The following is a 24,293-nucleotide window of genomic DNA, read 5'->3' on the forward strand; positions in this document are numbered from 1 at the left end:
AGGACGGTGGCATGACACCCGTTCGTCCGACCGACAATCATCGGATTCCCAAAGGGGACTTCATATCCTGAACACATTGAAAGGGAATCACGCGTGACCGATCCGGCCCCGAAGAGGAATACCGTCCGAGTCCTCCTCTCCGTCGCTCCGCCGGACGGAACCACGCGATTCGTCGACCAGGTGACGCGCTTCGCTCCCGAAGAGATCGACTTCTCCTTCTTCTCCTGGAGAAAGGCGTTGATCGGCGGATGGGACGTGTTCCACGTCCACTGGCCGGAATTCCTGATGAGAGGGAGATCGAAGCCGATAGCCGCGGCACGGACGGCATTGTTCGCGCTCTTTCTCGCTCGCTTGTCGCTTTCCCGGGGAAAGATCGTCCGCACTCTGCACAACCTCGAGCCGCACGCCCCCGGCGGTCGCATCGAGACGGCGCTCCTGTCCGCTCTCGAGCGCCGCACGGACCTCTTCGTGACCCTGACGGGGGTGACGCCGGTGCCGCGCGGTGCACGCTCCGTCCTCATCCCCCACGGCCACTACCGGGACGTGCTCCCGCTCGAGCACAGCGCTCCGGTGCAGCCGGGACGACTGCTGTACTTCGGCCGCATCGAGCCCTACAAGAACGTCGAGCGCCTGGTCGAGGTCTTCCGGGAGCTGGACGATCCGGAGCTCGTCCTCGGCGTCGTCGGCAAGGCGCCCGCGGCCCTCGCCGAGCGGATCGCGCGGGCCGCCGCTCTCGACGCCCGTGTCGCGACGCGCTTCGGCTTCGTGCCGGACGAGGAGATGGTCGCCGAGATGACCTCGTCGCAGCTGGTGATCCTCCCGTACACCGAGATGCACAACTCGGGCATCCTGCTGGTCGCGCTGTCGCTCGGCCGCCCCGTCCTCGTGCCGCGCACCCCGGCGAACGTCCTGCTCGCCGACGAGGTCGGGCAGGAGTGGGTACGCATGTTCGACGGCGGGATCGACCGCGACGACCTGCTCGCCGCCGTCCGCGCGACCGCCGATCTCCCCGCGTCGGGACCCGTCCTCGCGGGACGCGACTGGAGCGCCGTCGGCGCGTCCTACGCCCGCGCCTACCACCTCGCGGTCGACGCCCCCGTCGCTCGTGCCCGCCGAACAAGAGGGACCTCATGAGCACCCGCATCTTCGTCAATCCGAGCGGCCAGAAGGAGAACCTGGGCGACTCGGTGCTCCGCCGGGCGTACCTCGATGCACTGCGCGACCAGGGACAGCTGCACGTCTACGCCGGCACCCACTCCGCGTACATCTCGGGACTGGGCCTGTCCGCGGAGGACGTCGTCTACCACTCCCGCTCGAGCTGGCTCCGCGCCGCCCTCGCCGTGGGCCCGCGCGGCTCCCGCATGGGCTTCGCGCTGAACGCGGGCGAATGGGTCCTCGATCGCCGCTTCCTCGTCAACTCCGCCTGGCAGACGGCGCTGCTGACCCGCTCGCGCCTCGGCGGCGGCCGTCCCGTCGCCCTCGGCATCGCGCTGCGGCGGGACCAGGGAGCTCTCCCCCGCCGGTGGTTCCGACGCATGCTCTCCCTGACCGGGACGACCAGCTGGCGCGACCCGGACAGCCGGTCCGACCTGGGCATCGGGACCGTCGCTCCGGACTGGGCCTTCGCGCTGGGCAGCGCGCCCGAGCGGTTCCGCCCTGCGGATCAGCGCCGTGCGATCGCCGTCGCGCTGAGGGGCGATCGCCCGGCCCCCACCGGAGTCTGGCTCGGGACGGTGCGCGCACTCGCCCGCTCGCTCGACGCCCGCATCGTCGTCGTCGATCAGATGCAGGAGGACGAGCAGCGCTGCGCCGAGCTCGCCCGCGACCTGGACGGCACCGTCCTGGGCTGGGACGCCTCCGTCTCGCACGCCGACCACGAGGAGCGGGTGCGCGAGCTCTACCGCGACTGCGCCGCGGTCGTCAGCGACCGGATCCACGCCCTCATCCTCGGGATGACCGAGGGCGCCGTCCCGATCGGCTTCACCACGAGCGACCCGGAGAAGGTGCGCCGCACGTTCGCCGCAGTCACGACCCTGCCGGTGGCCTTCGCCGAGAAGGACGTCACCGGCGAGGCGGACGCCCTGGAGCGGGCGCAGGCCCTGCTCGATCAGAGGGACCGGCTCCTGGCCGACCTCGCCGTCGGGCGGGAGCGCCTCGCCGGGCTCCGCGGCTCGCTCGCCCTCTGACCGCCGGGGCACCCGGGCCGGGTGTCCTCCGCGACCGGGGGCGCCGAGGGCGCCTCCGCGCCGTCAGCGCCGGCGGATCGCCAGGACGGTCCGCTGGAGGAGCCGCGCGTCCTCCCGGTAGGCGCGGAGGAGGAGGACGGCGAGCCCGGCGATCGCCAGGTCGATCGCGCCCACGATCAGCAGCTGGCCCAGGGCGCCGAGGCCGGTGGTCAGCGCCAGCGCGGGCAGAGAGACGACGACGATCGCGACACCGAGCGCGAGCGGACGGCAGGCCTGCAGGAGGAGCGCCCTCACGTCGATGCCGGCGCGCGGCACGGCGAAGAACGACAGCACCACCCAGTTCAGGACGAGGCCGGCGGTGCTGCCGATCGCGACGCCGATCGGCCCCCACACCACTCCGATCGCCATGAAGACGACCATGAGCGAGCGCGAGACGATGCTGAACCGCAGCTGGAGCCCGGTCAACGCCTTCGCCAGGAACACCCAGTAGTAGACGAACCCGAGCGCCTGGAAGACGCCGCCGATCGCGAGGATCCGGAAGATCGTCTTCGACTCGTCCCAGCCGGGGCCGAGCGCGATCTCGATGATCGGGTCGGCGAGCGCGGCTGCCGCGAAGAAGACTCCGCCCATGACGTAGGCGAGCACGAGCTGAGCCCGCTGCACGTACCGCTCGAACTCGGGGCTGTCCTTCATCCGCGAGAGCACGGGGAAGGCGACCCTGGTCATCGGCGCGGCGATCTGCTGGAGCGGCATCCGGAAGATCTGGTAGGCACGGTCGTAGACGCCCAGCGCGCCGGCGCCCCAGACCCGACCGATCAGCACACTGTCGGCGTTGCCGCTGATGTAATTGACCAGCTGCACCCCGACCGTGTTCGCGCCGAAGCCGAGGAACGCGCGCATGCCCTGCGTGCGCGAGGGCAGGCCGGGCAGCCAGCCGGCACCGATCACCAGGACGACCAGGGTCGTGACCGCGACCAGCAGCTGCTGGGCGACGAGGGCCCAGTAGCCGGCTCCTGACAGCGCGAGCAGGACCGCGCCGGTGGAGGCGACGAGCTGCGCCAGAACGTCGGAGGCGGCGAGCCAGCGGAACCGGAAGCGGCGGGAGACCTCCGCCTTGAACTGGGCCGTGACGGAGTTGACCACGAACACCGCGGACAGCGCCTGGCAGACCGGGACGAGCTCGTCGCGCCCGTAGAACGCCGCGATCGGCACCGCGAGCAGGAACACGATCCCGCCCAGCACCAGCCCGAGGAGGACGTTGATCCAGAGCAGGTTGTTGCGCTGGGCGTCGGTCACGTCGCTGGACTGGATTGACGCCATGGAGAGCCCGAAGTCGCCCAGGAGCGTCGCGACTCCGGCGATGGCCAGCACCATGGAGACCACGCCGTAGTCGTCCGGGCTCAGGAGGCGCGCGAGGACCGCGAGCGCGCCCAGCTGCAGGACGAAGCGGATCCACTGCCCGCCGAGCGTGGCAGCGGCGCCGCGGGCGGCGTCACCGGCGATCGTCACCGCGCGGCCTCGACGACGCTCCCCCAGAGATCGCGCGGGAAGGCCTCGAGCAGCGCGTCCGGACGCCAGTGCAGGGGCGGCTCGCCCCCGGCCTGGATCGCCTCGGCGACGGTCGCGGCCGGGGTGAAGCCCGCGCGGCCGGAGCCCTCGTAGTAGTCGCGGTACTTGAAGTCGGGCTCGCTCGCCGAGGCCACCAGCCGGGCCGGGATCCCCAGCGACTCCGCCACGACGATCGCGTGCAGAGACGAGCCGACGACGAGGTCGCTCGCCGCGATCGCACCCAGCACCTCGAGGACGGGGCGCGTCGGCTCGACGAGGCCGTCCTCCGCCCGAGGGGCTGTCCCGTCGGCGCGCATCCGGCGGAGATCGTTGAGGTTCGGGAGGACGGTCACCCGGCGGTCGGGAGTGCCGCGGCGCAGCTCCTCGCGGCCCCAGAGGGTGCCGACGAGCAGGCCCGGGTCGCCGTAGACCTCGGGGACGGCGATGCCCCGGGCGCGGAGGAAGCCGCGGGTCAGAGGGCCGCGGACGGCCCGGACGTCGAGGTCGGTGAAGTCGAACCGCGCGTCCAGCGACTTGCCGTTCGCACCGATGCCCCACAGGGTGTCCCCGTCGCGGGCGAGCTTGAGGATCGACCCCACGGCGAGCAGTCGGCGGCGCTCGGCAGCGGAGCCGGGCGAGATCCCCTCGCGCTGCAGGATCCGCTCCACGATCATCGGGCCGAGCAGATCGCCGAAGTTGTCGACTCTCCTGCGGATCGGCACGAATCGGGCCCAGGGGGCGCGACTGATCGGCTGTGCGGGATTCCAGTGGACAACGTCGATCTTCGGCACAGAAGTATGCTCTCCTCGTCCTGCGGCATGCGAGAATCACGACGCCGACCTAGACTAACGGCACTCGGCACAGCTGCCTCACCGCGTGATATCCCCGCTAGCGAGCGGCGCCCGCGCTCTCGACGGAAGACGATCCCATCTCGAACAATCGATCAGCTCTTGTACCCCCCAACGGGCGGCAGAGGGTCGCGCGAAGCGGAATGCCATCGAGCGATCCTCGACGGGCGAGACGACCGCTACTGGTAGGCGCGCTCCTGGGCTCCGCGGCAGGACTCGTCGGAGTCCAGGTCAATGCTCTCGGGCCTTTCCAGGGAGTGAGCATGCTGCTGGTGGGGCTGTCTTTCCTCACGGCACTTCTCTGGAAGGACAGAGCTCTTCTCGCCCGAGTGAGACTGACTTCTCTCGACTACTCCTTCCTTCTCCTCCTCACCGTCTGGGGAATGCTCGAACTCGTGAATTCGGGCGAATTGAGGCATTCGCCTTTCATCGGCGTACTGCTCACTATCGGTGTCTCTTATGCGGCCACCTTCCCGGTCCGGATGGTCGTCCGCGCTCCGTCGGACCTGGCGCCGTTCCTCCGCGGGTTCAGCGCACCGGGCGTGCTCGTCGCGCTGATCGCGATCGCCCAGCTGCTGCGCGTGCCCGGCGTCAACGAGGTGCTGGTGCAGATCACGAGCTCCGGCGGTCTCGCCGAGCGGCTCTCGAGCGGCTGGGACATCCGGGGCACGTCGACGATCGGCCACTGGACCGCTCTCGGCGGGTACCTCGCCTGCGTGATCGCGGCGTCCTGCGTCGACCTGATCATCAGTTCCGCAGGTACGAAGCTCGCCCCCTGGCCGGTCGCGGCCCTCACCGTGCTCTTCGCGGGCGCCGTCACGACGCTGACGTTCGCGACGATCGGCGCCGCAGCGGTCATCCTGGCTCTCACCGCCCTGCGGCTGAAGGCCCGCCCCGTCCTGGTCCTCTCGGGAGTGGCCGTGCTGGCGGCCGGCTGGCTCGTGCTCGGGCAGAGCATCGCCGCGCGCCTGGAGCAGCAGTCCGGACAGTCGCAGTACGCGATCGCTCAGTACTCCTGGCTGCCGCAGACCATCGGCTACCGGGTCAACATCTGGGTGACGGAGACCCTCCCCGCCATCGCGGAGCGTCCGCTCAACGGCTGGGGCACCCAGGTCTACTCGGCCGTCGACAAGGGCTGGCCCGTGCGGCCGTCCTCGCTGGTGTGGGTGTCGCCCGAGTCCGAGTGGATGCGCACGCTGATCGCGAGCGGAGTCCTCGGCCTCCTCGCCGAGGTCCTGCTGCTGCTGGTCGCGTTCGCCGTCGTGCTCCGCTCCCGTCGGATGCTCGGAGCCGCGGCCGTGTTCCCGGTGACGATCCTGATGGTCGTGCTCGTGGTGATCTCCACCATCCACAGTCACTTCTCGAACCCCGGCGTGCCCCTCGCGCTCTGGCCGCTGGTCTTCGCCGTGGCCGTCGCGGCTCGTCGAGCGAAGACGCCTCCGGTGCCGCCGTCGAAGGCCGGATCGCCGAAGCGTAGCCGGCAGTACCTCCCCCGCTGACCCGGTGCACGGTCGGACGTCGGCCGGCCGTGCAGCCCTGCGGCTAGACCGACTGGCGCCAGGCCCCGCCGTCCCAGAACAGCAGCAGCTGCCCGCCCGGATCGACGGCGACGTCCTGGCCGCCGGTGAGCGCAGTACCGCCCGCAGCGCCGTGACGCACGGTGACCGGACGCGCCCCGGCGTGCAGCAGGTGCAGCCGCTGACCGAAGACGCTGCCCGAAGGCAGTGCCGCCATCGTCAGCGTGTTCGTGGACACCAGTCGCACCATGATCACCGGGTCGGGTGAGAGCGGCAGGCGCTTCTGGGTCGCCGTGACCTCGTTGTTGCCCCAGACGAAGACGCCGGAGGTGGCGACCTCGGTCGCTCCGTCGGCGGGCACGTCGCACCGCCACTCGACGGACGACTGCGGCGACAGGTTCTCCCCCGGCATGTAGCGGAACGGGTAGCTGAACCGCACGTTGCGGGCGCGCACCAGGTGGTCCGTTCCGCTGAAGACGCCCCAGGTGCGGGCGACCACGTCGGGCGTGCTGCGCACCTCCAGTCCGTCGATCTCCGTGCGCTGCTGACCCGGGACCGCGCCCGCCGTGCTGCCCGAGCCGATGGGCCGGGGCGTGCCGGAGGTGTTGGCCTCGAAGTCGAGGATGGTGTCGCGGATCCGCAGCAGGCTGTTCTCGGAGTAGATGCCGTGGTAGTCGCCGGTGCCGGGGTTGCTCGCGCCCGCGCGGAACACGCCACCGGCCAGCACGACCGAGGCGTTGTAGCTGACCAGCAGCGCTCCGGTGCGCTCGGCGTAGACGTCCGAGGCCGTCACCGTCGGCGAGGGGTCGAAGACGCCGGCGCTCGGGTGCCCGGCGGGGCGACGGACGACGCGCACCGCGGCTCCCCGGGCGTCGAACGCCCGGAATCCGTTGATCTGGTGCGAGCGCGAGTCCCCGCCCTTGGCCTCGTCCTGCACGATGACGCCGTTCTCGACGAAACGGGCCGTGCAGTCCACGACCCGGTGCCCGATCCCCCGCAGCTGGTAGCCGGACTGCCCCTGGCTGCCCTGGCCGATGCCGGAGGTGGCCGTGCAGCCGATGAAGGTCACTCCCTCCGAGCAGTGGTGGGTGTCGAAGGCGCTCGAGGTGGTCATCAGCGCGTTCACTCCCGAGACGACCGTGCCGTAGGTGCGGCCGTAGCCGGAGAGATCGCTGTTGGCCGCGACGCGGTTGGTGTCGTCGGAGTAGGAGTGGCGCACATGCGAGTACACGCCGCGGTCGACCTGGCCGAAGCTGCTCCCGACGTCGGAGACGCCGTACCCGAGGATCGACGAGCCCGCGTCGTCGGTCGCGAACCGCACGACCGCGTCCTCGACGAGGTATCCGTAGCAGGAGGTGAAGCGGAAGACCGGGCCGGAGGCACGGGTGACCGTCACGGAGCGCAGCTGCGGATAGCGCAGGCGGGAGAAGTAGACGAGGGGCTCGTTCGACGCGGTCGCGCGCGCGGCCGCGACCATCAGGGTGCCCCCCTCGATCGAGAAGGTCTGGTCCGAGATCTGCGCGACGCGGATGTTGGTGCTGTAGGTCTCGCGGAGCACTCCGCCGAGCACCACCGTCGATCCGGAGGAGGAGCGCACGACCGCGAACTCGCCCAGGCGCGACTCGACGACGCCGTCCCCCGGCCGGCGCTCCGGGATCGGGTCGTCCGAGACGATCTTCACGATCGTGCCGGGAGCCCAGTCCGGTGTGCCGCCGACGCTCAGCTGCGACACGGCGGAGGCTCCGGCGGGCGCGGCGATCGTCACCGCGGTGACGGGGAGGACGGTGCCGTACGCCCCGGAGACCGAGAAGATCGGCTTCGACGAGGTGGCGATGAGGGTCGCCCCGTGCGCGCTCACCCGCAGGGACTTGGCGAGCCGAGGGTAGAGCGAGGTCCCGACGAGGTAGGTGCCGGTCGGGATCACCAGCAGGCCGCCCTCGGGGACGGCGTTCATCGCCTTCTGCAGGCCGGCGCTCGAGTCCGTCGCGCCGGTCGCGTCGATGCCCGAGAAGCGGGCGGCGGAGGCGACCACGGCGATCCGGTCGAGCTCGCCCTGCGAGATCGTGACCGCGGCCTCGGCGGCGGGGGCCGCGGCGGCGCTCCAGGCGCCGACCGCGCCGATCGCACCGGCGGCGAGGACACCGCGACGCAGGAGGGAGGCGGGACGCCCCGGGTTCTCGTGAGTGGTTCGGTCGCCGATCAAGGGGGGCCTCCCGGACGTGCGGTCGTGGGCGCGGGGAGAGCCCCGCGCCCCCATTGTCGGAAGGGGTCGCCGACGGGTGGCGCGAGTGAGCCTTATTCGAGGAGACCCCCTCCCACCAGGGGGACATCTGCGCTCAGCGCAGGAGGTGCGCCTCGATCACGGAGCTCTGGGAGCGTGCGTCGTCGATCTCGTGATCGTCGCCGCAGTAGGCCATCAGCCAGCCGCAGTCCGACTTCCGGGTGGAGCCGAAGTAGGTGACGTCGAGGCCGTAGGTGTCGGCGGCCGTGTAGAAGGCTTCGCCGACGTCCGTCCAGGAGCCCGCGCCGCCCGCGGCGAGAGAGAGGCTCTGATCGCTCGGCCAGCCGACCTCGCCGACCGAGCAGTGCACCGAGTACTGCCGGCACCACTGTCCGAAGGTCGTGACAGCCGCCACGAAGACCTCCTCGTCGCTGCCGCCCTGCTTGTCCGAGCGCAGGGTCGTGCCCGTGCCGCCGGGGTAGAAGTGCTGCGAGTACACGATCCGGTCCAGCGGATCCTGGATCCACGGCCCGTCCGGCGCGATCGCGGCGACGGTGCCGGTCGTCGCCTCCCGCATCCCCTCGACCCAGATCGTGTGCCGATCACCGGTCCCCCGGACGGCCGACACCACGGCCTGCGTGTAGGCCTTGTAGGTCTCGACCGGGACCAGCGCCCGCTTCACCTCGTTGAAGAGGTCGTAGGCGGCGATGCGTCCGTCGTCCTGGAACTCCGCCGCGAGCAGGGTCCAGACCCGCTGCGCCTGGGACACCGAGAGCCCGGATCCGAACCAGACCGTCCCCTCGGGCAGATCGCCCTGGCTCGCCGGGTAGGTGCCGTTGTTGTGCAGGTCGAGCACGACCCGCATGCCGGCGGCGCCGATGGCGGCGATCTCGGTCCGGAGCAGCGAGACCGCCGCCGGATCGAGCCCCTTCGCCAGCGCGTCGTCGGTGCTCTCCCCCTCGGCCTGCGGCTGCAGGAGCGACCAGGGCACCGCGAGCCGGACCAGCGTGAGCCCGCGGCCCGCCAGGAACTCGTAGCTCTCGGCCGGGTTCCCGGCGGTGCAGTCGACTCCGACGTCGACGCGCGACTGCAGGTCGAACACGTTCACGCCGCGGAGGGCGGACCGGCCGCCCAGGTAGTCGTCGACCGAGCCGGTGGCGGATGTCCCCGCTGGCGACGCGGAGGCGGACGCCGGCGCGCAGGCCACGGGAGCAGTGCGGTCGCCCCGCTCGAGGAGCCGCACGGCGACGACGACGAGGGCCGCGACCACCACGACCGCCAGGACGATCACCAGCGTGCGGCGGAGCCGACGGCGCGGCCGATCGCGTGCAGGGACGATGCGAGCCTCCCGAGCCTGCCTGCCCGGCGCGGCCACCGGATCGCCGCTGAGGCTAGCAGAGCCCCGCGACGCGTCAGCGCACCGCCACCGTCGCGCGGTCGCGACCGGTGAGATCGCGCTGCGTGGTCGCTCCGCGCCAGCCGTCGGCGGTGAGCAGGTCGCGGATCTCGGCGCCCTGCAGCTCGCCGTGCTCCATCACGAGCACTCCCCCGGGCCGGAGCAGGCGGAGGGCCGTGGCCGAGAGCGAGCGGACGACGTCGAGCCCGTCCTCGCCGCCGTAGAGCGCGGAGGGCGGATCGAACAGCCGCACCTCCGGGTCGCGCGGGACGGCCGCGGCCGGGATGTACGGCGGGTTGGAGACGACCACCGAGACGGTGCCGTCCAGTTCGGGCAGCGCCCGGGCGAGGTCGTCGAAGACGATGCGCGCGTTCTCGAGCCCGAGCCGCTCGCGGTTGCCGCGGGCCCAGATGAACGCCTCGGGAGCGTTCTCCACGCCGATCACGCGCGCGTGCGGCACCTCGTGCGCGAGTGCGAGGGCCAGGGCTCCGCTGCCCGTGCCGAGGTCGACGGCGACCGGCTCCGGGTCGACGACCGCTCGGAGGGCGTCGATCGCGATCTGCGCGACGCCCTCGGTCTCGGGGCGCGGGACGAACACGCCGGGTCCGACCGCGAGCTCGAGCGAGCGGAACGGCGCGATCCCGGTGATGTGCTGCAGGGGCTCGCGAGCGGACCGGCGCTCGATCGCGCTCGCGAACGCTGCGGCGTGCTCGTCGTCGACGCTCAGCCCCGTGATGAGGCGCGCCTGCAGCCGGCCGCGGCCGAGCCCGAGCAGGTGCCCGAGCAGCAGCTCCGCGTCGACGTCCGGCGTGGGGACGCGGGCGGCGGCGAGGCGGGCGACCGCGTCCGCGAGGAGGGTGCGCGCGTCGGCGCCGGTGGTCACGAGGGTCACGCCTCCTCGGAGCCGATGTCGGCCAGGCGGGCCTCCTCGTCGGCCTGGATGGCGCTCTCCACCACGGGATCGAGCGCACCGTTCATCACGCCGTCGAGGTTGTACGCCTTGTAGCCGGTGCGGTGGTCGGCGATGCGGTTCTCGGGGAAGTTGTAGGTCCGGATGCGCTCGGAGCGGTCCATCGTCCGGATCTGCGTCTTGCGCGCGTCGGAGGCCGCCGCGGCGATCTCCTCCTGCTGGCGCGCCAGGATGCGGGCGCGCAGCACGCGCATGCCCGCCTCGCGGTTCTGCAGCTGGCTCTTCTCGTTCTGCATCGAGACGACGATCCCGGTCGGGAGGTGGGTGATCCGCACGGCGGAGTCGGTCGTGTTGACGGACTGCCCGCCGGGACCGGAGGAGCGGTAGACGTCGATCTTCAGGTCGTTCTGGTTGATCGCGACCTCCTCGGGCGCGTCCACCTCGGGGAACACGAGCACGCCCGTGGTGGAGGTGTGGATCCGCCCCTGCGACTCGGTCACGGGGACGCGCTGCACCCTGTGCACGCCGCCCTCGTACTTGAGGTGCGCCCACACGCCCTGCGAGGGATCGGTGGCGTTGCTCTTGATGGCGACCTGCACGTTCTTGTAGCCGCCCAGGTCGGACTCGTCGCGGTCGAGGATCTCCGTCTTCCAGCCCTTCGCCTCGGCGTAGTGCAGGTACATCCGGAGGAGGTCGGCCGCGAACAGCGCGCTCTCGGCTCCGCCCTCGCCGCCCTTGATCTCCATGATGACGTCGCGGCCGTCGTCCGGGTCGCGCGGGATGAGCAGGCGCCGCAGCTTCTCCTGCGCCACCCGCAGCGACTCCTCCAGCTCGGGGACCTCCTCCGCGAAGGCCTCGTCCTCGCGGGCGAGCTCGCGCGCGGCCTCGAGGTCCTCGCCGGCCTGGACCCAGGCGGAGTGCGCCGCCTTGATCTGGCTCAGCTCCGCGTAGCGCCGGTTGACCTTCTTGGCGCGGGCGGCATCGGCGTGGAGGGCCGGGTCGGAGAGCTGCGTCTGCAGGTCCTCGTGCTCGGCGAGGAGGACGCTGACGGATTCGAACATGGGGTCCTGGCTTCCGGAGGTGGTCGGGGTCGGGCTCATCGCCCGGGGACGCGAAAACGTCCGCGGCCGCCCCCGGTGACAGGGGCGACCGCGGACGTCGGGGCGCTAGTGGTGGCCGTTGCCGTGGCCGGCGGTGGCCGGGCCGACGGCCGACTTCGAGACCTGCATGAGGAACTCGACGTTGGACGAGGTCTCCTTCAGGCGCGACAGGATGATCTCGAGCGCCTGCTGCTGGTCGAGCCCGGCGAGGGCGCGGCGCAGCTTCCAGGTGATCTTGACCTCGTCGGCGCTGAGCAGCATCTCCTCGCGGCGCGTGCCGGAGGCGTTGACGTCGACGGCGGGGAAGATCCGCTTGTCGGCGAGGTGGCGGGAGAGGCGGAGCTCCATGTTGCCGGTGCCCTTGAACTCCTCGAAGATCACCTCGTCCATCTTCGAGCCGGTCTCGATGAGCGCCGTCGCGAGGATGGTGAGCGAGCCGCCGTTCTCGATGTTGCGCGCCGCTCCGAAGAACTTCTTCGGCGGGTACAGCGCCGAGGCGTCCACGCCGCCCGAGAGCACGCGGCCCGAGGGGGCCGCCGTCACGTTGTAGGCGCGGCCGAGGCGGGTGATGGAGTCGAGCAGCACGACGACGTCGTGGCCCAGCTCGACCAGGCGCTTGGCGCGCTCGATCGCGAGCTCGGCGACGGTCGTGTGGTCCTCGGCCGGGCGGTCGAAGGTGGAGGCGACGACCTCGCCGCGCACGGTGCGCTGCATGTCGGTGACCTCCTCCGGACGCTCGTCGACCAGGACGACCATCAGGTGGACCTCGGGGTTGTTCTGCACGATCGCGTTGGCGATCTGCTGCAGGACGATGGTCTTGCCCGCCTTGGGCGGCGCGACGATCAGGCCGCGCTGTCCCTTGCCGATGGGGGCGACCAGGTCGATGATCCGCTGGGTCAGCTTGCCGGGCTCGGTCTCGAGGCGCAGGCGCTCGGTCGGGTAGAGCGGCGTGAGCTTCTGGAACTCGACGCGAGCCGCGGCCTCCTCGACGGTCTGGCCGTTGATCGAGTCGACGCGGACGATCGCGTTGTACTTCTGGCGGCCGCCGCCCTCGCCCTCGCGGGGCTGGCGGATGGCGCCGACGACCGCGTCGCCCTTGCGCAGGTTGTACTTCTTGACCTGGCCGAGGGAGACGTAGACGTCGCTGACGCCGGGCAGGTAGCCGGTCGTGCGCACGAAGGCGTAGTTGTCGAGGACGTCGAGGATGCCGGCGACGGGGATGAGGACGTCGTCCTCGCCGATCTCGGGCTCGAAGTCGTCGCCGATCGCTCCGCCGCGGCGCTTGCGGTCGCGGTAGCGGCTGCGGCGGCCGTCCTCGCCCTCGGCCTGCTGGCCGTTCTGGGGCTGCCCGGAGCCGTTCTGCTGAGGAGCCTGCTGGCCCTCGGACTGCGCGGCGCGCGTGCCCTGGCCGTTCTGCGGCTGCGACTGCGCGGCGGGGCTCTGCTGAGCGTCGTTCTGGCGGTCGTCCCCGCGGTTGCGGTTGCGGTTGCGGCGGTTGCGGCCGCGGCCCGTGCCCTGCTGGTCCCCGTTCTGCTGCTGGTCACCGCTCTGCTGCTCCTGCTGGTCGCCGGAGTCGGAGGAGTCGGCGTCGTTCTCGGCGGGCGCCTGCTCGGCCTGCTCGCCCTGCTCGGAGCCGCCCCCGCGGCTGCGGCGGCGTCCGCGGCGCTCGCGCTGGCCGCCCTCGCGGGAGGAGTCGTCCGACTCCGGCCCGTTGGGCAGCTCGATGTCGATGACGGGCCTCGGGGCCTGGTCGGCGTCGCGGTCCTGCTCGATCACGGGGAGGTCGGGGATCAGCGACTCGACGCCGGTCCCGCCGGGGATGTTGAGGTGCTCGCCGGCGGCGACGGTGCCGCTGGAGGCACGGCGCGAGCTGCGGCGGCGGGGCGTGCGCTCGGCGGGCTCGGCGACCGGCTCGGCCGCCGCGGGGAGCTCGAGCTCGACCGGGGCCGACTCGGCGGCCGTCGCGGAGGGCTCGTCGACGGTGGGCGCAGCCTGCTCGAGGACGTCGGCCGTGTCGGCCTCGGTGCTCTCGACGGGCGTCGGCAGCTCCGCCGGCGCCTCGGGCTGCGGAGCGGACTGCTCGGCCACATCGGCCGGCTCGGCCTCGACGCCGGTGGCGTCGACGTCCGGGGCGACCGCTGCGTCGTCCGGAGCGACCGCGTCGGCGATCGCGGCGGGCGCGTCCTCGGCGGAGGCGGCGCGCAGGTCCGAGATGGCCTGGACCAGCTCGCCCTTGCGGAGCTTGGAGGCGCCGCCGAGGCCGAGCCGCGTCGCGAGAGCCTGGAGCTCGGCGACGCGCAGACCCGAGAGGTCGGCGGTGAGGTCCACGGTCGAGCCGTGGGTGTTGACGTCTGTCACTGGAGAGGGTTCCTTCCCCCCGGGAACGAGTGCTCACCGGGAGAGCTCATCGACCGTGCGGTGCCATCGCGTGTTCTGATCCACGCGATGCTCTCGGCCGCCGGGACCGACTGCCGCAGAGAGCGAAGAGAGGGCCCGGAGACCAGGCGCCGGTCTGCAAGAGGAGCAGGGGCGCCCTTCACACGATGTGATGGCCGTGGTTGTCGGGACGATCCGTCGGACAGATTCCGCTCGTTACGCGGTTCCTCGGGATGCGGTCCCCACTGTAGCACCCTTGAAGTCGACGGCCAGCATGTGCGCGCGCCACGGCGTGGGGGCCTCCCGCTCCACCAGATCCGCGGCGGCGAGGCGCTGTGCAGGGTCGCTGCAGAGCACCAGGACGCTCGGTCCGGCACCCGAGACGACGGCCGCGTAGCCGTGCGAGCGCAGCAGCGCGATCAGCGCGGAGGTCTCGGGCATGGCGGCCGCGCGGTAGTTCTGGTGCAGCTTGTCCTCGGTCGCCGCGAACAGCAGCTCAGGGCTCTGGATGAGGGCGGCGATCAGGAGCGAGGAGCGCGAGACGTTGAACACCGCGTCCTCGTGCGGCACGCTCTGCGGCTGCAGCGAGCGTGCCAGCCGCGTCGACATGGTGTGCTCGGGCACGAAGACGACCGGGGACACACCGCGGTGGACCATGAGCTTCTTCGAGCGCGGGCGCAGCGGCGAGTCGTCGGCGCCGGACGCGTGCGGCTCGACCCAGGCGATGGTGAGGCCGCCGAACAGCGCGGGCGCCACGTTGTCGGGGTGCCCCTCCATCTCGGTGGCGATGCGGAGGAGGTCGTCCGAGTCCAGCTCGACGACGCCCTCGAGCAGGCCCTTCGCGGCCATGATGCCGGAGACGATCGCGGCGCCGGAGGATCCCATCCCGCGGCCGTGGGGGATGATGTTGCGCGCGATCACCTCGATGCCGGGCATCTCCTGCCGCTGGTCGGCGAACGTGTACGCGATGGCCTGCACGACGAGGTTCGTCTCGTCGGTCGCCACCTCGCCCTCGCCGACTCCGTGCACGGTGACCCGCGCACCCGTGGCCGCGACGGCCGTCACGTCGAGCTCGTCGTAGAACGACAGCGCCAGGCCGAGCGTGTCGAAGCCGGGGCCCAGGTTCGCCGAGGTGGCGGGGACCTTGACGTGGACGGTGCGGCCGACGGGAACCGCCGAGGTCATGCGCCGGCCAGCCCCAGCACGTCCGCGATCGCGGCGGTGTCGACCGGGACGACGGTCGGCGTGATGTCCGCGCCGTCGGCCGTGCGGAGCGCCCACTGCGGGTCCTTGAGCCCGTGGCCGGTGACCGTCAGGACGACGGTGGCGTCCTTCGGGATCGCTCCGGCCTCGGCGCGCTCGAGGAGCCCCGCGACACTGATCGCCGACGCCGGCTCGACGAACACGCCGACCTCGCCCGCGAGGATGCGGTACGCCTCGAGGATCTTCTCGTCGCTGATCGCGCCGAAGTAGCCGTCGCTGACGGTGCGCGCGTTCAGAGCGAGCTCCCACGAGGCCGGGTTGCCGATCCGGATCGCGCTGGCGATCGTCTCGGGGTGGCGGACCGGCGCTCCGTGCACGATGGGGGCGGAGCCCTCGGCCTGGAAGCCGAACATGCGCGGGAGGCGGGTCGACTCGCCGCGCTCCAGCTCCTCCGAGTAGCCGCGGAAGTAGGCGGTGTAGTTGCCGGCGTTGCCGACCGGCACGATGTGGAAGTCCGGCGCGTCGCCCAGGACCTCGACGACCTCGAAGGCCGCGGTCTTCTGGCCGGAGATCCGGTCCGGGTTCACGGAGTTGACCAGGTGGACCGGGTAGTTCTTCGCGAGGTCGCGGGCGATGTCGAGGCAGTCGTCGAAGTTGCCCTGCACCTGCAGCAGCTGCGCGTTGTGCGCGATCGCCTGGCTGAGCTTGCCCAGGGCGATCTTGCCCTCGGGCACCAGGACGGCCGCGGTGATGCCGGCGTGCGTCGCGTAGGCGGCGGCCGACGCGGAGGTGTTGCCGGTCGAGGCGCAGATGACGGCCTTCGCGCCGTGCTCGACGGCCTTCGAGATCGCCATGGTCATGCCGCGGTCCTTGAAGGAGCCGGTCGGGTTCATGCCCTCGTACTTGACCCACACCTTCGCGCCCGTGCGCGCCGAGAGGGCCGCCGCGGGGATGAGCGGCGTGCCGCCCTCACCGAGAGTGATGACCGGGGTCGCCTCGGTGACATCGAGGCGGTCCGCGTACTCGTGCAGGACTCCGCGCCACTGCTTGGCCATCTCAGGCTCCTTCAACTCGTAGAACGGACGTCACGGCGCCGACGAAACCATGCGAATGGAGGGCGGTGACGGTGGCCGCCAGATCGGATTCCGCCGCGGCGTGCGTGCCGATGACCAGGGTAGCGGTCGGCTCGCGCCGCTCCGCACCGCCCTGCTCCTCCAGCGGGTCGGCGCCGGGCGGGGTCTGCACCAGTGTCTCGACCGAGACGCCGTGGTCGGCGAAGACGCCCGCGATCTGCGCGAGGACGCCGGGGCGGTCGAGGACCTCGAGGGTGACCTGGTACCGGGTCGTGACGTGGCCGATCGGGAGGACCGCGAGCCCGGAGCTCGCGCTGGTCACCAGGCCGGGGCCGCCGACGACGTGGCGGCGGGCGGCCGAGACGACGTCGCCGAGGACGGCGGAGGCCGTCTCGATCCCGCCGGCGCCGGCGCCGTAGAACATCAGGTCCCCGGCCGCCTCCGCCTCGACGAAGACCGCGTTGTTGGCCCCGTGCACGGCCGCGAGCGGGTGGGAGCGGTGCACGAGCGCGGGGTAGACCCGCGCGGAGACGCCCTCCACGCCGGTCTTGGCGTCGGTCAGCCGCTCGCAGATCGCGAGCAGCTTGATCACGTAGCCGGAGTCGCGGGCCTGGTCGACCTGCGCCTTCGTGATGCCGGTGATGCCCTCGCGGTGCACCAGGGTGACCGGGACGTCGGTGTGGAACGCGAGGCGGGCGAGGATCGCCGCCTTCTGCGCCGCGTCGTAGCCCTCGATGTCGGCGGTCGGGTCGGATTCCGCGTAGCCGAGCTCGGTCGCGCGGGCGAGCGCGTCCTCGAGGCTCGCGTGCTCGGTGTCCATCCGGTCGAGGATGTAGTTGGTCGTGCCGTTGACGATGCCGAGGATGCGGTGGACCCGGTCACCGGCGAGGCTGTCGCGCAGCGGCCGGATGATCGGGATCGCGCCGGCGACGGCCGCCTCGTAGTTGAGCTGGGCGCCGACCTGGTCGGCCGCCTCGAAGAGCTCGTTGCCGTGGGCGGCGAGCAGCGCCTTGTTGGCCGTGATCACGTCCGCGCCGGACGAGATCGCGGTGAGGATGTGGCTGCGGGCGGGCTCGAGCCCGCCGATCAGCTCGACCACGATGTCGGCGCCCAGGATCAGCGACTCGGCGTCGGTGGTCAGGAGATGCTTCGGGATGTCGGTGGTGCGGGGCGCGTCCACGTCCCTGACGGCCACGCCCACGAGCTCCAGCGGCGCCCCCACGCGCTGGGCGAGCTCGTCGCCGTGGTCGAGCAGGAGGCGCGCCACCTGGGCACCGACGGACCCGGCGCCCAGCAGGGCGACGCGGAGGCTGCGGTACTCGATCATCGGGAGGTGGCCTTTCGTTCGATGCCGGCGTCGCGGCGGAGGAGGTCCTCCTCGGTCTCGCCGCGCACGAGGACGCGGGAGCGCCCGTCGCGGACGGCGACCACCGGGGGGCGCCCGAGGTAGTTGTAGTTGCTGGCGAGCGACCAGCAGTAGGCGCCGGTCGCGGCGACGGCGAGCAGGTCGCCCGGCCGGACGTCCGCGGGCAGGAAGTCGTCGTGGACGACGATGTCGCCCGACTCGCAGTGCTTCCCGGCCACCCGCACGAGGGCGGGCTCGGCCGAGGAGGAGCGGTCGGCGATCCGCGCCGTGTAGTCGGCGCCGTAGAGCGCCGGACGGGCGTTGTCGCTCATGCCGCCGTCGACGCTGACATAGCGGCGGACCGCGGTCGAGCCCTCGGAGCCGACCGTCACGTCCTTCACGGTGCCCACCTCGTAGAGGGTGACGCCGGCGGGCCCGATCAGCGAGCGGCCGGGCTCGATCGCGATGTGCGGGACCGGGACGCCGCGGGCCGCGCACTGCTCGGCCACCGCGTCGGCGACGGCGGCCGCGATCTCGGCGATCGGGGTCGGGTCGTCGGCGCTGGTGTAGGCGATGCCGAAGCCTCCGCCGAGGTTGAGCTCCGGCACGGGGCCGTCCGCGAGCAGTGCCGCGTGGACGTCGAGCAGGCGCGACGCCGACTCCGCGAACCCGGCGGAGCCGAAGATCTGGGATCCGATGTGGCAGTGCAGCCCGAGGAACCGCAGGGACGAGAAGGAGCGGATGAGGGCGACCGCGGCCGGGCAGTCGGCGAGCGCGAGGCCGAACTTCTGGTCCTCGTGCGCCGTGGCGAGGAACTCGTGGGTGTGCGCGTGCACTCCGCTGTTGACCCGGAGGCGCACCGCCTGCACGCGTCCGTGCCGCTCGGCCGCGGCCGCGACGCGCTCGATCTCGACGAGGCTGTCGAGCACGATCGTGCCCGCGCCCACTTCGACGGCCCGGTCGATCTCGCGGAGCGACTTGTTGTTGCCGTGGAGGCCGAAGCGCTCGGGCTCGATCCCGGCCGCGAGGGCCACCGCCATCTCGCCGCCGCTGGAGAGGTCGAGGTTCAGCCCCTCGTCGCGCATCCAGCGGGCGACCTCGGTCGAGAGGAACGCCTTGCCCGCGTAGTAGACGGTGACGCCGGTGCCGATGCGGCCGAGCTCGCGGGCGAAGACCTCGCGCATCTCGACGGCCCGGCGACGGGCGTCGGCCTCGTCCACCACGTAGAGAGGAGTGCCGTGCTCGCGCACCAGTTCGGCGACGGGCACTCCGGCGATCCGGAGCGCGCCGTCCTCGCCGCGCTCGGCGCTGTCCGGCCACACGCCGTCGGCCAGCGCGTTCGGGTCGGCGGGCGTGTGCAGCCACTCAGGCGCGAGCGGATGCCGGGGGGCGCGGGCGCGGGCGTCGACGGTGTCCACGGGTGAGACCTCACAGGAGAGAGTGGGAGCGTCACTGCGGGGCGAGCGGGTCCGGATTGACCCCTGAAGCCAGCGATGTCAGTGTTCGGCCCGCGGAAGACGCCGGCACAGGGCTCCGATCCTACCGGTCCGGGGCGGCGGCGCCGCGCGGGCTCAGGCGCAGGTGCCCGGTTCCTGCTCGGCGGGGTCGCTGAGGAACGTCGGAGAGAGTGCGAAGCTCGCGTTCAGCGACTCGTCGGCGACCTCGACACCGGTCAGCGTCAGCCCTCGCGGCACCGAGTCCGCGATGCACACGGAGGACGGAGCGAGCAGGTCGCCGGAGACGGCGCCGAAGCGGTCGCGGAAGTCGGTCGCCGAGAAGGTCGCTCCGGCGGCGGAGACCTCGGCCGGGGTCAGCCGGATGGCTCCGTCCACGGCGGCGAGCTCCATCCCGACGCCCGCGCCGAGCCGGAGGCCGAGCACCTCGACGGAGGCGGTCACGCGCACGAGCGGAGCGTCCAGGGTCACCTCGTCGACCGGCACGGCGCTGCGCTCGGTCACGAGCCGCGCGACCGAGGCCGCGTCGATCGCGACCGTCGTGCTGCCGGACTCGACTGCTCCGACTCCGCTCACCGGCACGCCGATCAGGGTCGCGGTCACATCGCCGTCGAGCTCGCCGAAGGTCACGTCCGAGCTGCTCAGGTCGAGCCGGTCCAGTCGCCCCGAGACGAGCTGCGGGAGCACGGCCCAGCCGGCGACGTCGACGTCCACCGCCCGGTCCGCGGGCAGCGCGAGCGCCTCGCGGAGGCTCGCGGCGGCGCGGTCGGCGACGGCGCGGCGAGCGAGCGAGTCGCCCACCACCGCCGCGACCACGAGCAGCACCAGCACCACGACGACCACCACGACCGCGCGTCCCCCGCGCCGGCGCCGCGGCACCGCCACCGACGCGCTCACATCCGGTCCGGAGCGGTGACGCCCAGGAGCGAGAGCCCGTTGCGGAGCACCTGCCCGGTCGCCTCGTTCAGGCGCAGCCGGGTCGAGTGCACGGCCTCGACCGGATCCTCGCCCTGCGGCACGACCCGGCAGTTGTCGTACCAGCGGTGGTAGAGCCCGGCGACCTCCTCGAGGTACCGCGCGACGCGGTGCGGCTCGCGCAGCTCCGCGGCGTGCGCCACGATGCGCGGGAACTCCTGGAGGCCGCCGAGCAGCGCCGACTCGGTCGGGTGCACCAGCGTCTCGGGCGCGAACGGCTCGACGGGGACGCCCGACGCCGCGGCCTTCGCCGCGACCTGGCGGGTGCGCGCGTGGGCGTACTGCACGTAGTAGACGGGGTTGTCGTTGCTCCGCTTGGTCAGCAGGTCGAGGTCGATGTCGAGGGTCGAGTCGGCGGAGGAGCGCACCAGCGAGTAGCGCGCGGCGTCCACGCCGACGGCCTCCGTGAGGTCCTCCATCGTGACGACGGTCCCCGCCCGCTTGGACATCCGGACCGCCTCGCCGTCGCGGAGCAGGTTGACCAGCTGGCCGATCAGGATCTCGAGGTTCACGCCCGGGGTGTCGCCGAACGCCGCGCACATCGCCATCATCCGGCCGATGTAGCCGTGGTGGTCGGCGCCGAGCATGATGATCGCCCGGTCGAAGCCGCGCTCGCGCTTGTCGAGGTAGTAGGCGAGGTCGCCCGCGATGTAGGCCGCCTCCCCGTCGCTCTTGATGATGACGCGGTCGCGGTCGTCGCCGAACGAGGTGGTGCGCAGCCAGGTGGCGCCGTCCGCCTCGAAGATGTGCCCGAGCTCGCGGAGGCGCTCGATCGCGCGGTCGACGGCGCGCGACTCGTGCAGGGAGTTCTCGTGGAAGTACACGTCGAAGTCGACGCCGAACTCGTGCAGGCTCTGCTTGATCTCGCCGAACATCAGCTCGACCCCGATCGAGCGGAAGGTCTCGGCGAGCTCCTCCTCGGGCAGGACGGCGAGGTCGCCCGGGTAGGCGGCGGCGACGCGCTCGGCGATGTCGCCGATGTAGGCGCCGCCGTAGCCGTCCTCCGGGGTCGGCTCGCCGCGGTGGGCGGCGAGCAGGCTCCGCGTGAAGCGGTCGATCTGCGCGCCGTGGTCGTTGAAGTAGTACTCGCGGGTCACCTCGGCGCCCTGCGAGAGGAGCATCCGGGCCAGGCTGTCGCCGACCGCCGCCCAGCGCGTCCCGCCGATGTGGATGGGGCCGGTGGGGTTGGCGGAGACGAACTCGAGGTTCATCCGCACGCCGGCGTAGGCGGATCCGGTGCCGTAGGCCTCGCCCGCCTCGACGACGGCGCCGGCCAGGGCGCCCGCGGCCGCGGCTTCGAGCCGGACGTTGAGGAAGCCGGGACCGGCGACCTCGACCGAGGCGACGCCCTCGGCCGCGCCGAGCCCCTCGGCCAGCTCGGCGGCGAGCTCGCGCGGATTCGCGCCGACCCGCTTCGCGAGCTTCATCGCGATGTTCGAGGCCCAGTCGCCGTGGTCCCGGTTCTTCGGGCGCTCCAGCACGACGTCCGAGAGCTCGACGCCCGCGTCGCTCCCCCGTCGCTGCACGGCGTCGAGGACGAGGGCGTGCAGGGAGGCGGCGAGCTGTTCGGGAGTCACGGGGAGCGATTCTACCGGCCGCCGCGCCCGCGCCCTCCGTCTCTCCTGCACCGCGGAGCCGCTCAGCAGGGCGGCGTTGCTAGGGTGCGACGCATGCGCCGTCCCGCCGCCCTCCTCCTCGTCGCCCTCGCCGCGGCGGCTCTCTGCGGCTGCTCCCCCGCGGCCGATCCGGAGCCCAGCGCGAGCGGTGCCGTCAGCGGCACGCCGATCCCCCTCGCCTGCGAGCAGCTGGTCCCGGCCTCGGCGCTCGCGGGCCTCTGGGGCGGATTCTCCCCGGACGACGGCATCGAGACCACCGCGGTCTCCGAGGAGATCGCCCAGTACGACGGGCTGGTCTGCGGATGGTCCGACGATTCGGGAGCCGAGCTGCAGCTGGCCGTGGCCCACCTCGACCCCGCGGTGATCGAGGCGCTCAAGAACGAGTTCTTCACCACCAGCAAGGCCGTCCCCACCTACGGCAAGCCGCCGGAGATCGAGGGCTACTACCAGGTGGCCGAGGGGAGGGGCGCCGCGGACGCCTTCGTCGGCGAGTACTGGATCGAGGCGTCCAGCGCCTCCTTCGTCGAGCCGGGCGACCCCGAGCCGCTCGTGCGGTCGGCGATCGGCGTCCTCGCCGGCTGACCCCGGCGTCAGCCCAGGCGCACCGGCGAGACGTGGTCGTCGACGAGCGCCGCGTCGCAGTCCGCCTCCACGCTCATCCCGGTCAGGCGCAGGTCCGTCAGATAGCTGCTGAGGAACGCGGTGTCGGCCGTGTCCCGGCCCGACGAGATGCGCAGCATCGACCCGCGCGGAGCCAGCCGGGTCGCGTCCACGACGTGCCAGGCGCCGCCGACCCACGCCTCCGTGACCGCGTGGAAGTCCCGCGGCTCGAGCCCCGGCGCGTAGACCGCCGTCACCCGGGCGGGGATGTCGAGGGCGCGGAGGAGCCCGGCGACCGTGTGCGCGAAATCGCGGCACACGCCCTGGCCGCTCTCGATCACCTGCGCCGCTCCCCCGGTGCCGACCGTCGACCCGTAGACGTAGGACAGGTGGCCGTGCACCCACTCCTCCACGGCCGTCAGCGCCTCGAAGCCGCGGGCCCGCCCGAACTCGCGCCGGGCGATGCCGCCGAGCACGTCCGCCTCGGCGTACCGGCTCGGGCGGAGGTACTCCACCAGCTCGAGCTCGCTCGGCTCGTCCGGAGCGCCGTGCCCGGCGACCCGCGCCCGGTACTCGACACGCAGGTCGCCCTCGTTCCCCGCGACACGGTGCACCCGCGCGCCGTGCCGGGCCGGGAACTCCCGCACAGGCACGTCCTGCCCGTCGAGCCGGACGGTGAACGAGTCCTCGAACGCATCGCCGGTGGGCGTCGCCGCCACCAGGAAGATGAGGTCGGTCGGACCGTTCAGACGCAGATCCAGCGAGGCGGAGACAGTGCGCAGCATGGCTCCATGGTGGCACGCGCGAGGACCGCTCCCGGCGTCGGGGCCCGCCCCGCCCGGGTGCTAATGTGGTCAGGCACTCCTGGCCCCCATAGCTCAGGGGATAGAGCACTGCCCTCCGGAGGCAGGGGCGTAGGTTCGAATCCTACTGGGGGCACATCCGCGGTCCTCCGCTCCTCTTCCCGGCATGCGAGCGCTCGGCTCCGATGCCGGTCGCCCCTCGAGGAGCACCCTCGCCGCTGCGGGCCGAGCAGCGTCACCCGGGATGCGACCGAGTCCGTCACGAGCGCTTCTCGTCCGGTGCCCCCCCCCCCGGACAGCACGAAGGCCCGCGATCGTCGATCACGGGCCTTCGGGACGCTCACCACCGGCGCTCGGCCGGTCGGGCTCACTCGTAGAGGTGGAAGGTGCCGGCGCAGTCGGCCGAGCAGAAGCCGTCGCGACGGGCCGAGGCCGCCCCGCATGCTTCGCAGCGGCGGCGTCCGAGCATCCGCGAGATCAGGCTCTGAGGCGCCGACGCGACCACCGAGACCGGGGTGTCGGAGCGCACGGGGACTCCCGTGGTCGAATCGAGCTGGATCCCAGCGGTGTCGAGCGTGGCGCGAAGCATCCGTGTTCCTTCCGATCGGTGAACCATTTGGGAGCACTGTATTGCCAGTCCCTGAGATTCTGCGAAGGGCTTGACGCGGCTCGCGATCGAGAGTAGCTCAAAGCAACACCTGTCGGTCAGTCGGGATCGACCCGGGAGACGACGAACAGCCGCGCGCCCTCCTGGCGGAGAGCAGCGCGGCTGTTCGGGGTGTCGAGGATCGGCGGGCGGACGACACCGGAGCTCACGGGAGCGCGGCGTCGGACCCGGAACGACCCGGGAAGCGGGGCTAGTACGCGCCGCTGGTGCTCCGGGTGTCGATCGCCACCGTCGATGCGGGCACCGGCACCGGTCGCAGGGCGGGGAGCGAGGCGCTCCTGCCCGTGCGGAACGGCAGCAGGACGAGCATGACGGGGAGAAGGACGATCCACAGGAGGACCGACAGCGCGAGACGCGCCCAGATGGAAAGAATATTGAGCATGTTTGTGCCGCCTTCGGGTGACGGTAGAGGTGAACTTCGCGAACAATATCATCGAGCAGTCGGGGGGAGAAGA

At 72.2% G+C, this 24,293-nt stretch carries 20 protein-coding genes and 1 tRNA gene; 5 read left to right on the forward strand and 16 right to left on the reverse strand.

Annotation, left to right across the window (positions count from 1 at the left end):
- Positions 1 to 351: 351 nt before the first annotated feature.
- The gene (locus tag C5C24_RS00650; protein WP_181109936.1) at positions 352 to 1,134 is read left to right on the forward strand and encodes a glycosyltransferase; all 783 of its coding nucleotides are present in this window, start codon (positions 352 to 354) and stop codon (positions 1,132 to 1,134) included.
- A complete protein-coding gene (locus C5C24_RS00655) occupies positions 1,131 to 2,186 on the forward strand; it encodes a polysaccharide pyruvyl transferase family protein (protein ID WP_104304047.1) in 1,056 nt (351 codons plus the stop codon). The genes C5C24_RS00650 and C5C24_RS00655 overlap by 4 nt, the downstream gene beginning before the upstream one ends.
- A gap of 63 nt (positions 2,187 to 2,249) precedes the next feature.
- Here the strand turns inward: C5C24_RS00655 and C5C24_RS00660 are convergent, their stop codons facing one another.
- Together C5C24_RS00660 and C5C24_RS00665 are read right to left on the reverse strand one after the other, a co-directional pair.
- Entirely contained in the window at positions 2,250 to 3,695 is a 1,446-nt protein-coding gene (locus C5C24_RS00660; RefSeq protein WP_181109933.1) for a lipopolysaccharide biosynthesis protein, read from the reverse strand.
- Positions 3,692 to 4,525: a polysaccharide pyruvyl transferase family protein gene (locus C5C24_RS00665; RefSeq protein WP_104277105.1), complete on the reverse strand. Its 834-nt coding sequence runs from the start codon at positions 4,523 to 4,525 to the stop codon at positions 3,692 to 3,694. The genes C5C24_RS00660 and C5C24_RS00665 overlap by 4 nt, the downstream gene beginning before the upstream one ends.
- Before the next feature lie 386 nt (positions 4,526 to 4,911).
- On the opposite strand from C5C24_RS00665, the gene C5C24_RS00670 reads away from it, so the two are divergent.
- Positions 4,912 to 6,081, forward strand: coding sequence for an O-antigen ligase (locus C5C24_RS00670; protein WP_181118438.1), 1,170 nt, complete (start codon positions 4,912 to 4,914; stop codon positions 6,079 to 6,081).
- A gap of 43 nt (positions 6,082 to 6,124) precedes the next feature.
- Here the strand turns inward: C5C24_RS00670 and C5C24_RS00675 are convergent, their stop codons facing one another.
- The 11 genes from C5C24_RS00675 to argS all read right to left on the reverse strand — a co-directional run bounded on the left by C5C24_RS00675 (position 6,125) and on the right by argS (position 21,729).
- Positions 6,125 to 8,302, reverse strand: coding sequence for a hypothetical protein (locus C5C24_RS00675; protein ID WP_104304048.1), 2,178 nt, complete (start codon positions 8,300 to 8,302; stop codon positions 6,125 to 6,127).
- A gap of 133 nt (positions 8,303 to 8,435) precedes the next feature.
- A complete protein-coding gene (locus tag C5C24_RS00680; RefSeq protein WP_181109925.1) occupies positions 8,436 to 9,611 on the reverse strand; it encodes a glycoside hydrolase family 5 protein in 1,176 nt (391 codons plus the stop codon).
- A 121-nt stretch (positions 9,612 to 9,732) separates the two neighbouring features.
- A complete protein-coding gene (gene prmC, locus C5C24_RS00685; protein WP_104277102.1) occupies positions 9,733 to 10,608 on the reverse strand; it encodes a peptide chain release factor N(5)-glutamine methyltransferase in 876 nt (291 codons plus the stop codon).
- Complete coding sequence (gene prfA / locus C5C24_RS00690) at positions 10,605 to 11,687, reverse strand: peptide chain release factor 1 (RefSeq protein ID WP_104277101.1); 1,083 nt, start codon at positions 11,685 to 11,687, stop codon at positions 10,605 to 10,607. The genes prmC and prfA overlap by 4 nt, the downstream gene beginning before the upstream one ends.
- Positions 11,688 to 11,792: 105 nt before the next feature.
- On the reverse strand, positions 11,793 to 14,084 hold the full coding sequence (gene rho, locus C5C24_RS00695) for a transcription termination factor Rho (protein WP_104304050.1): 2,292 nt from the start codon (positions 14,082 to 14,084) through the stop codon (positions 11,793 to 11,795).
- 234 nt (positions 14,085 to 14,318) lie between these two features.
- Positions 14,319 to 15,287, reverse strand: a complete 969-nt coding sequence (thrB, locus tag C5C24_RS00700) for a homoserine kinase (protein WP_104223004.1) — start codon at positions 15,285 to 15,287, stop codon at positions 14,319 to 14,321.
- Entirely contained in the window at positions 15,284 to 16,360 is a 1,077-nt protein-coding gene (gene thrC / locus C5C24_RS00705; RefSeq protein WP_104304051.1) for a threonine synthase, read from the reverse strand. The genes thrB and thrC overlap by 4 nt, the downstream gene beginning before the upstream one ends.
- Position 16,361: 1 nt before the next feature.
- Positions 16,362 to 17,705, reverse strand: a complete 1,344-nt coding sequence (locus C5C24_RS00710) for a homoserine dehydrogenase (protein ID WP_104277099.1) — start codon at positions 17,703 to 17,705, stop codon at positions 16,362 to 16,364.
- A complete protein-coding gene (gene lysA, locus C5C24_RS00715; protein WP_104277098.1) occupies positions 17,702 to 19,141 on the reverse strand; it encodes a diaminopimelate decarboxylase in 1,440 nt (479 codons plus the stop codon). The genes C5C24_RS00710 and lysA overlap by 4 nt, the downstream gene beginning before the upstream one ends.
- A gap of 153 nt (positions 19,142 to 19,294) precedes the next feature.
- A complete protein-coding gene (locus C5C24_RS00720; protein WP_104277097.1) occupies positions 19,295 to 20,074 on the reverse strand; it encodes an LmeA family phospholipid-binding protein in 780 nt (259 codons plus the stop codon).
- Positions 20,071 to 21,729 carry an arginine--tRNA ligase gene (gene argS / locus C5C24_RS00725; protein ID WP_104277096.1) on the reverse strand — a complete coding sequence of 553 codons (1,659 nt, stop codon included), beginning with the start codon at positions 21,727 to 21,729 and terminating at the stop codon, positions 20,071 to 20,073. Before argS ends, C5C24_RS00720 begins: the two co-directional genes overlap by 4 nt.
- Positions 21,730 to 21,822: 93 nt before the next feature.
- Between argS and C5C24_RS00730 the strand changes: the two genes are divergently transcribed.
- Entirely contained in the window at positions 21,823 to 22,350 is a 528-nt protein-coding gene (locus tag C5C24_RS00730) for a hypothetical protein (protein WP_104277095.1), read from the forward strand.
- Between the two features lie 8 nt (positions 22,351 to 22,358).
- Here the strand turns inward: C5C24_RS00730 and C5C24_RS00735 are convergent, their stop codons facing one another.
- Positions 22,359 to 23,153 carry a transglutaminase family protein gene (locus C5C24_RS00735; RefSeq protein WP_104304052.1) on the reverse strand — a complete coding sequence of 265 codons (795 nt, stop codon included), beginning with the start codon at positions 23,151 to 23,153 and terminating at the stop codon, positions 22,359 to 22,361.
- Between the two features lie 82 nt (positions 23,154 to 23,235).
- Between C5C24_RS00735 and C5C24_RS00740 the strand changes: the two genes are divergently transcribed.
- Positions 23,236 to 23,307: transfer RNA gene (locus C5C24_RS00740), tRNA-Arg, on the forward strand.
- A 231-nt stretch (positions 23,308 to 23,538) separates the two neighbouring features.
- On the opposite strand, the gene C5C24_RS00745 is transcribed toward C5C24_RS00740, so the two are convergent.
- Entirely contained in the window at positions 23,539 to 23,760 is a 222-nt protein-coding gene (locus C5C24_RS00745; RefSeq protein ID WP_104304053.1) for a hypothetical protein, read from the reverse strand.
- A 268-nt stretch (positions 23,761 to 24,028) separates the two neighbouring features.
- Entirely contained in the window at positions 24,029 to 24,220 is a 192-nt protein-coding gene (locus C5C24_RS00750) for a hypothetical protein (protein ID WP_104249560.1), read from the reverse strand.
- Positions 24,221 to 24,293: the final 73 nt, after the last annotated feature.

The organism is Rathayibacter sp. AY2B3, assembly GCF_002931755.1.
In the GTDB taxonomy this organism is placed as follows: Bacteria; Actinomycetota; Actinomycetes; order Actinomycetales; family Microbacteriaceae; genus Rathayibacter.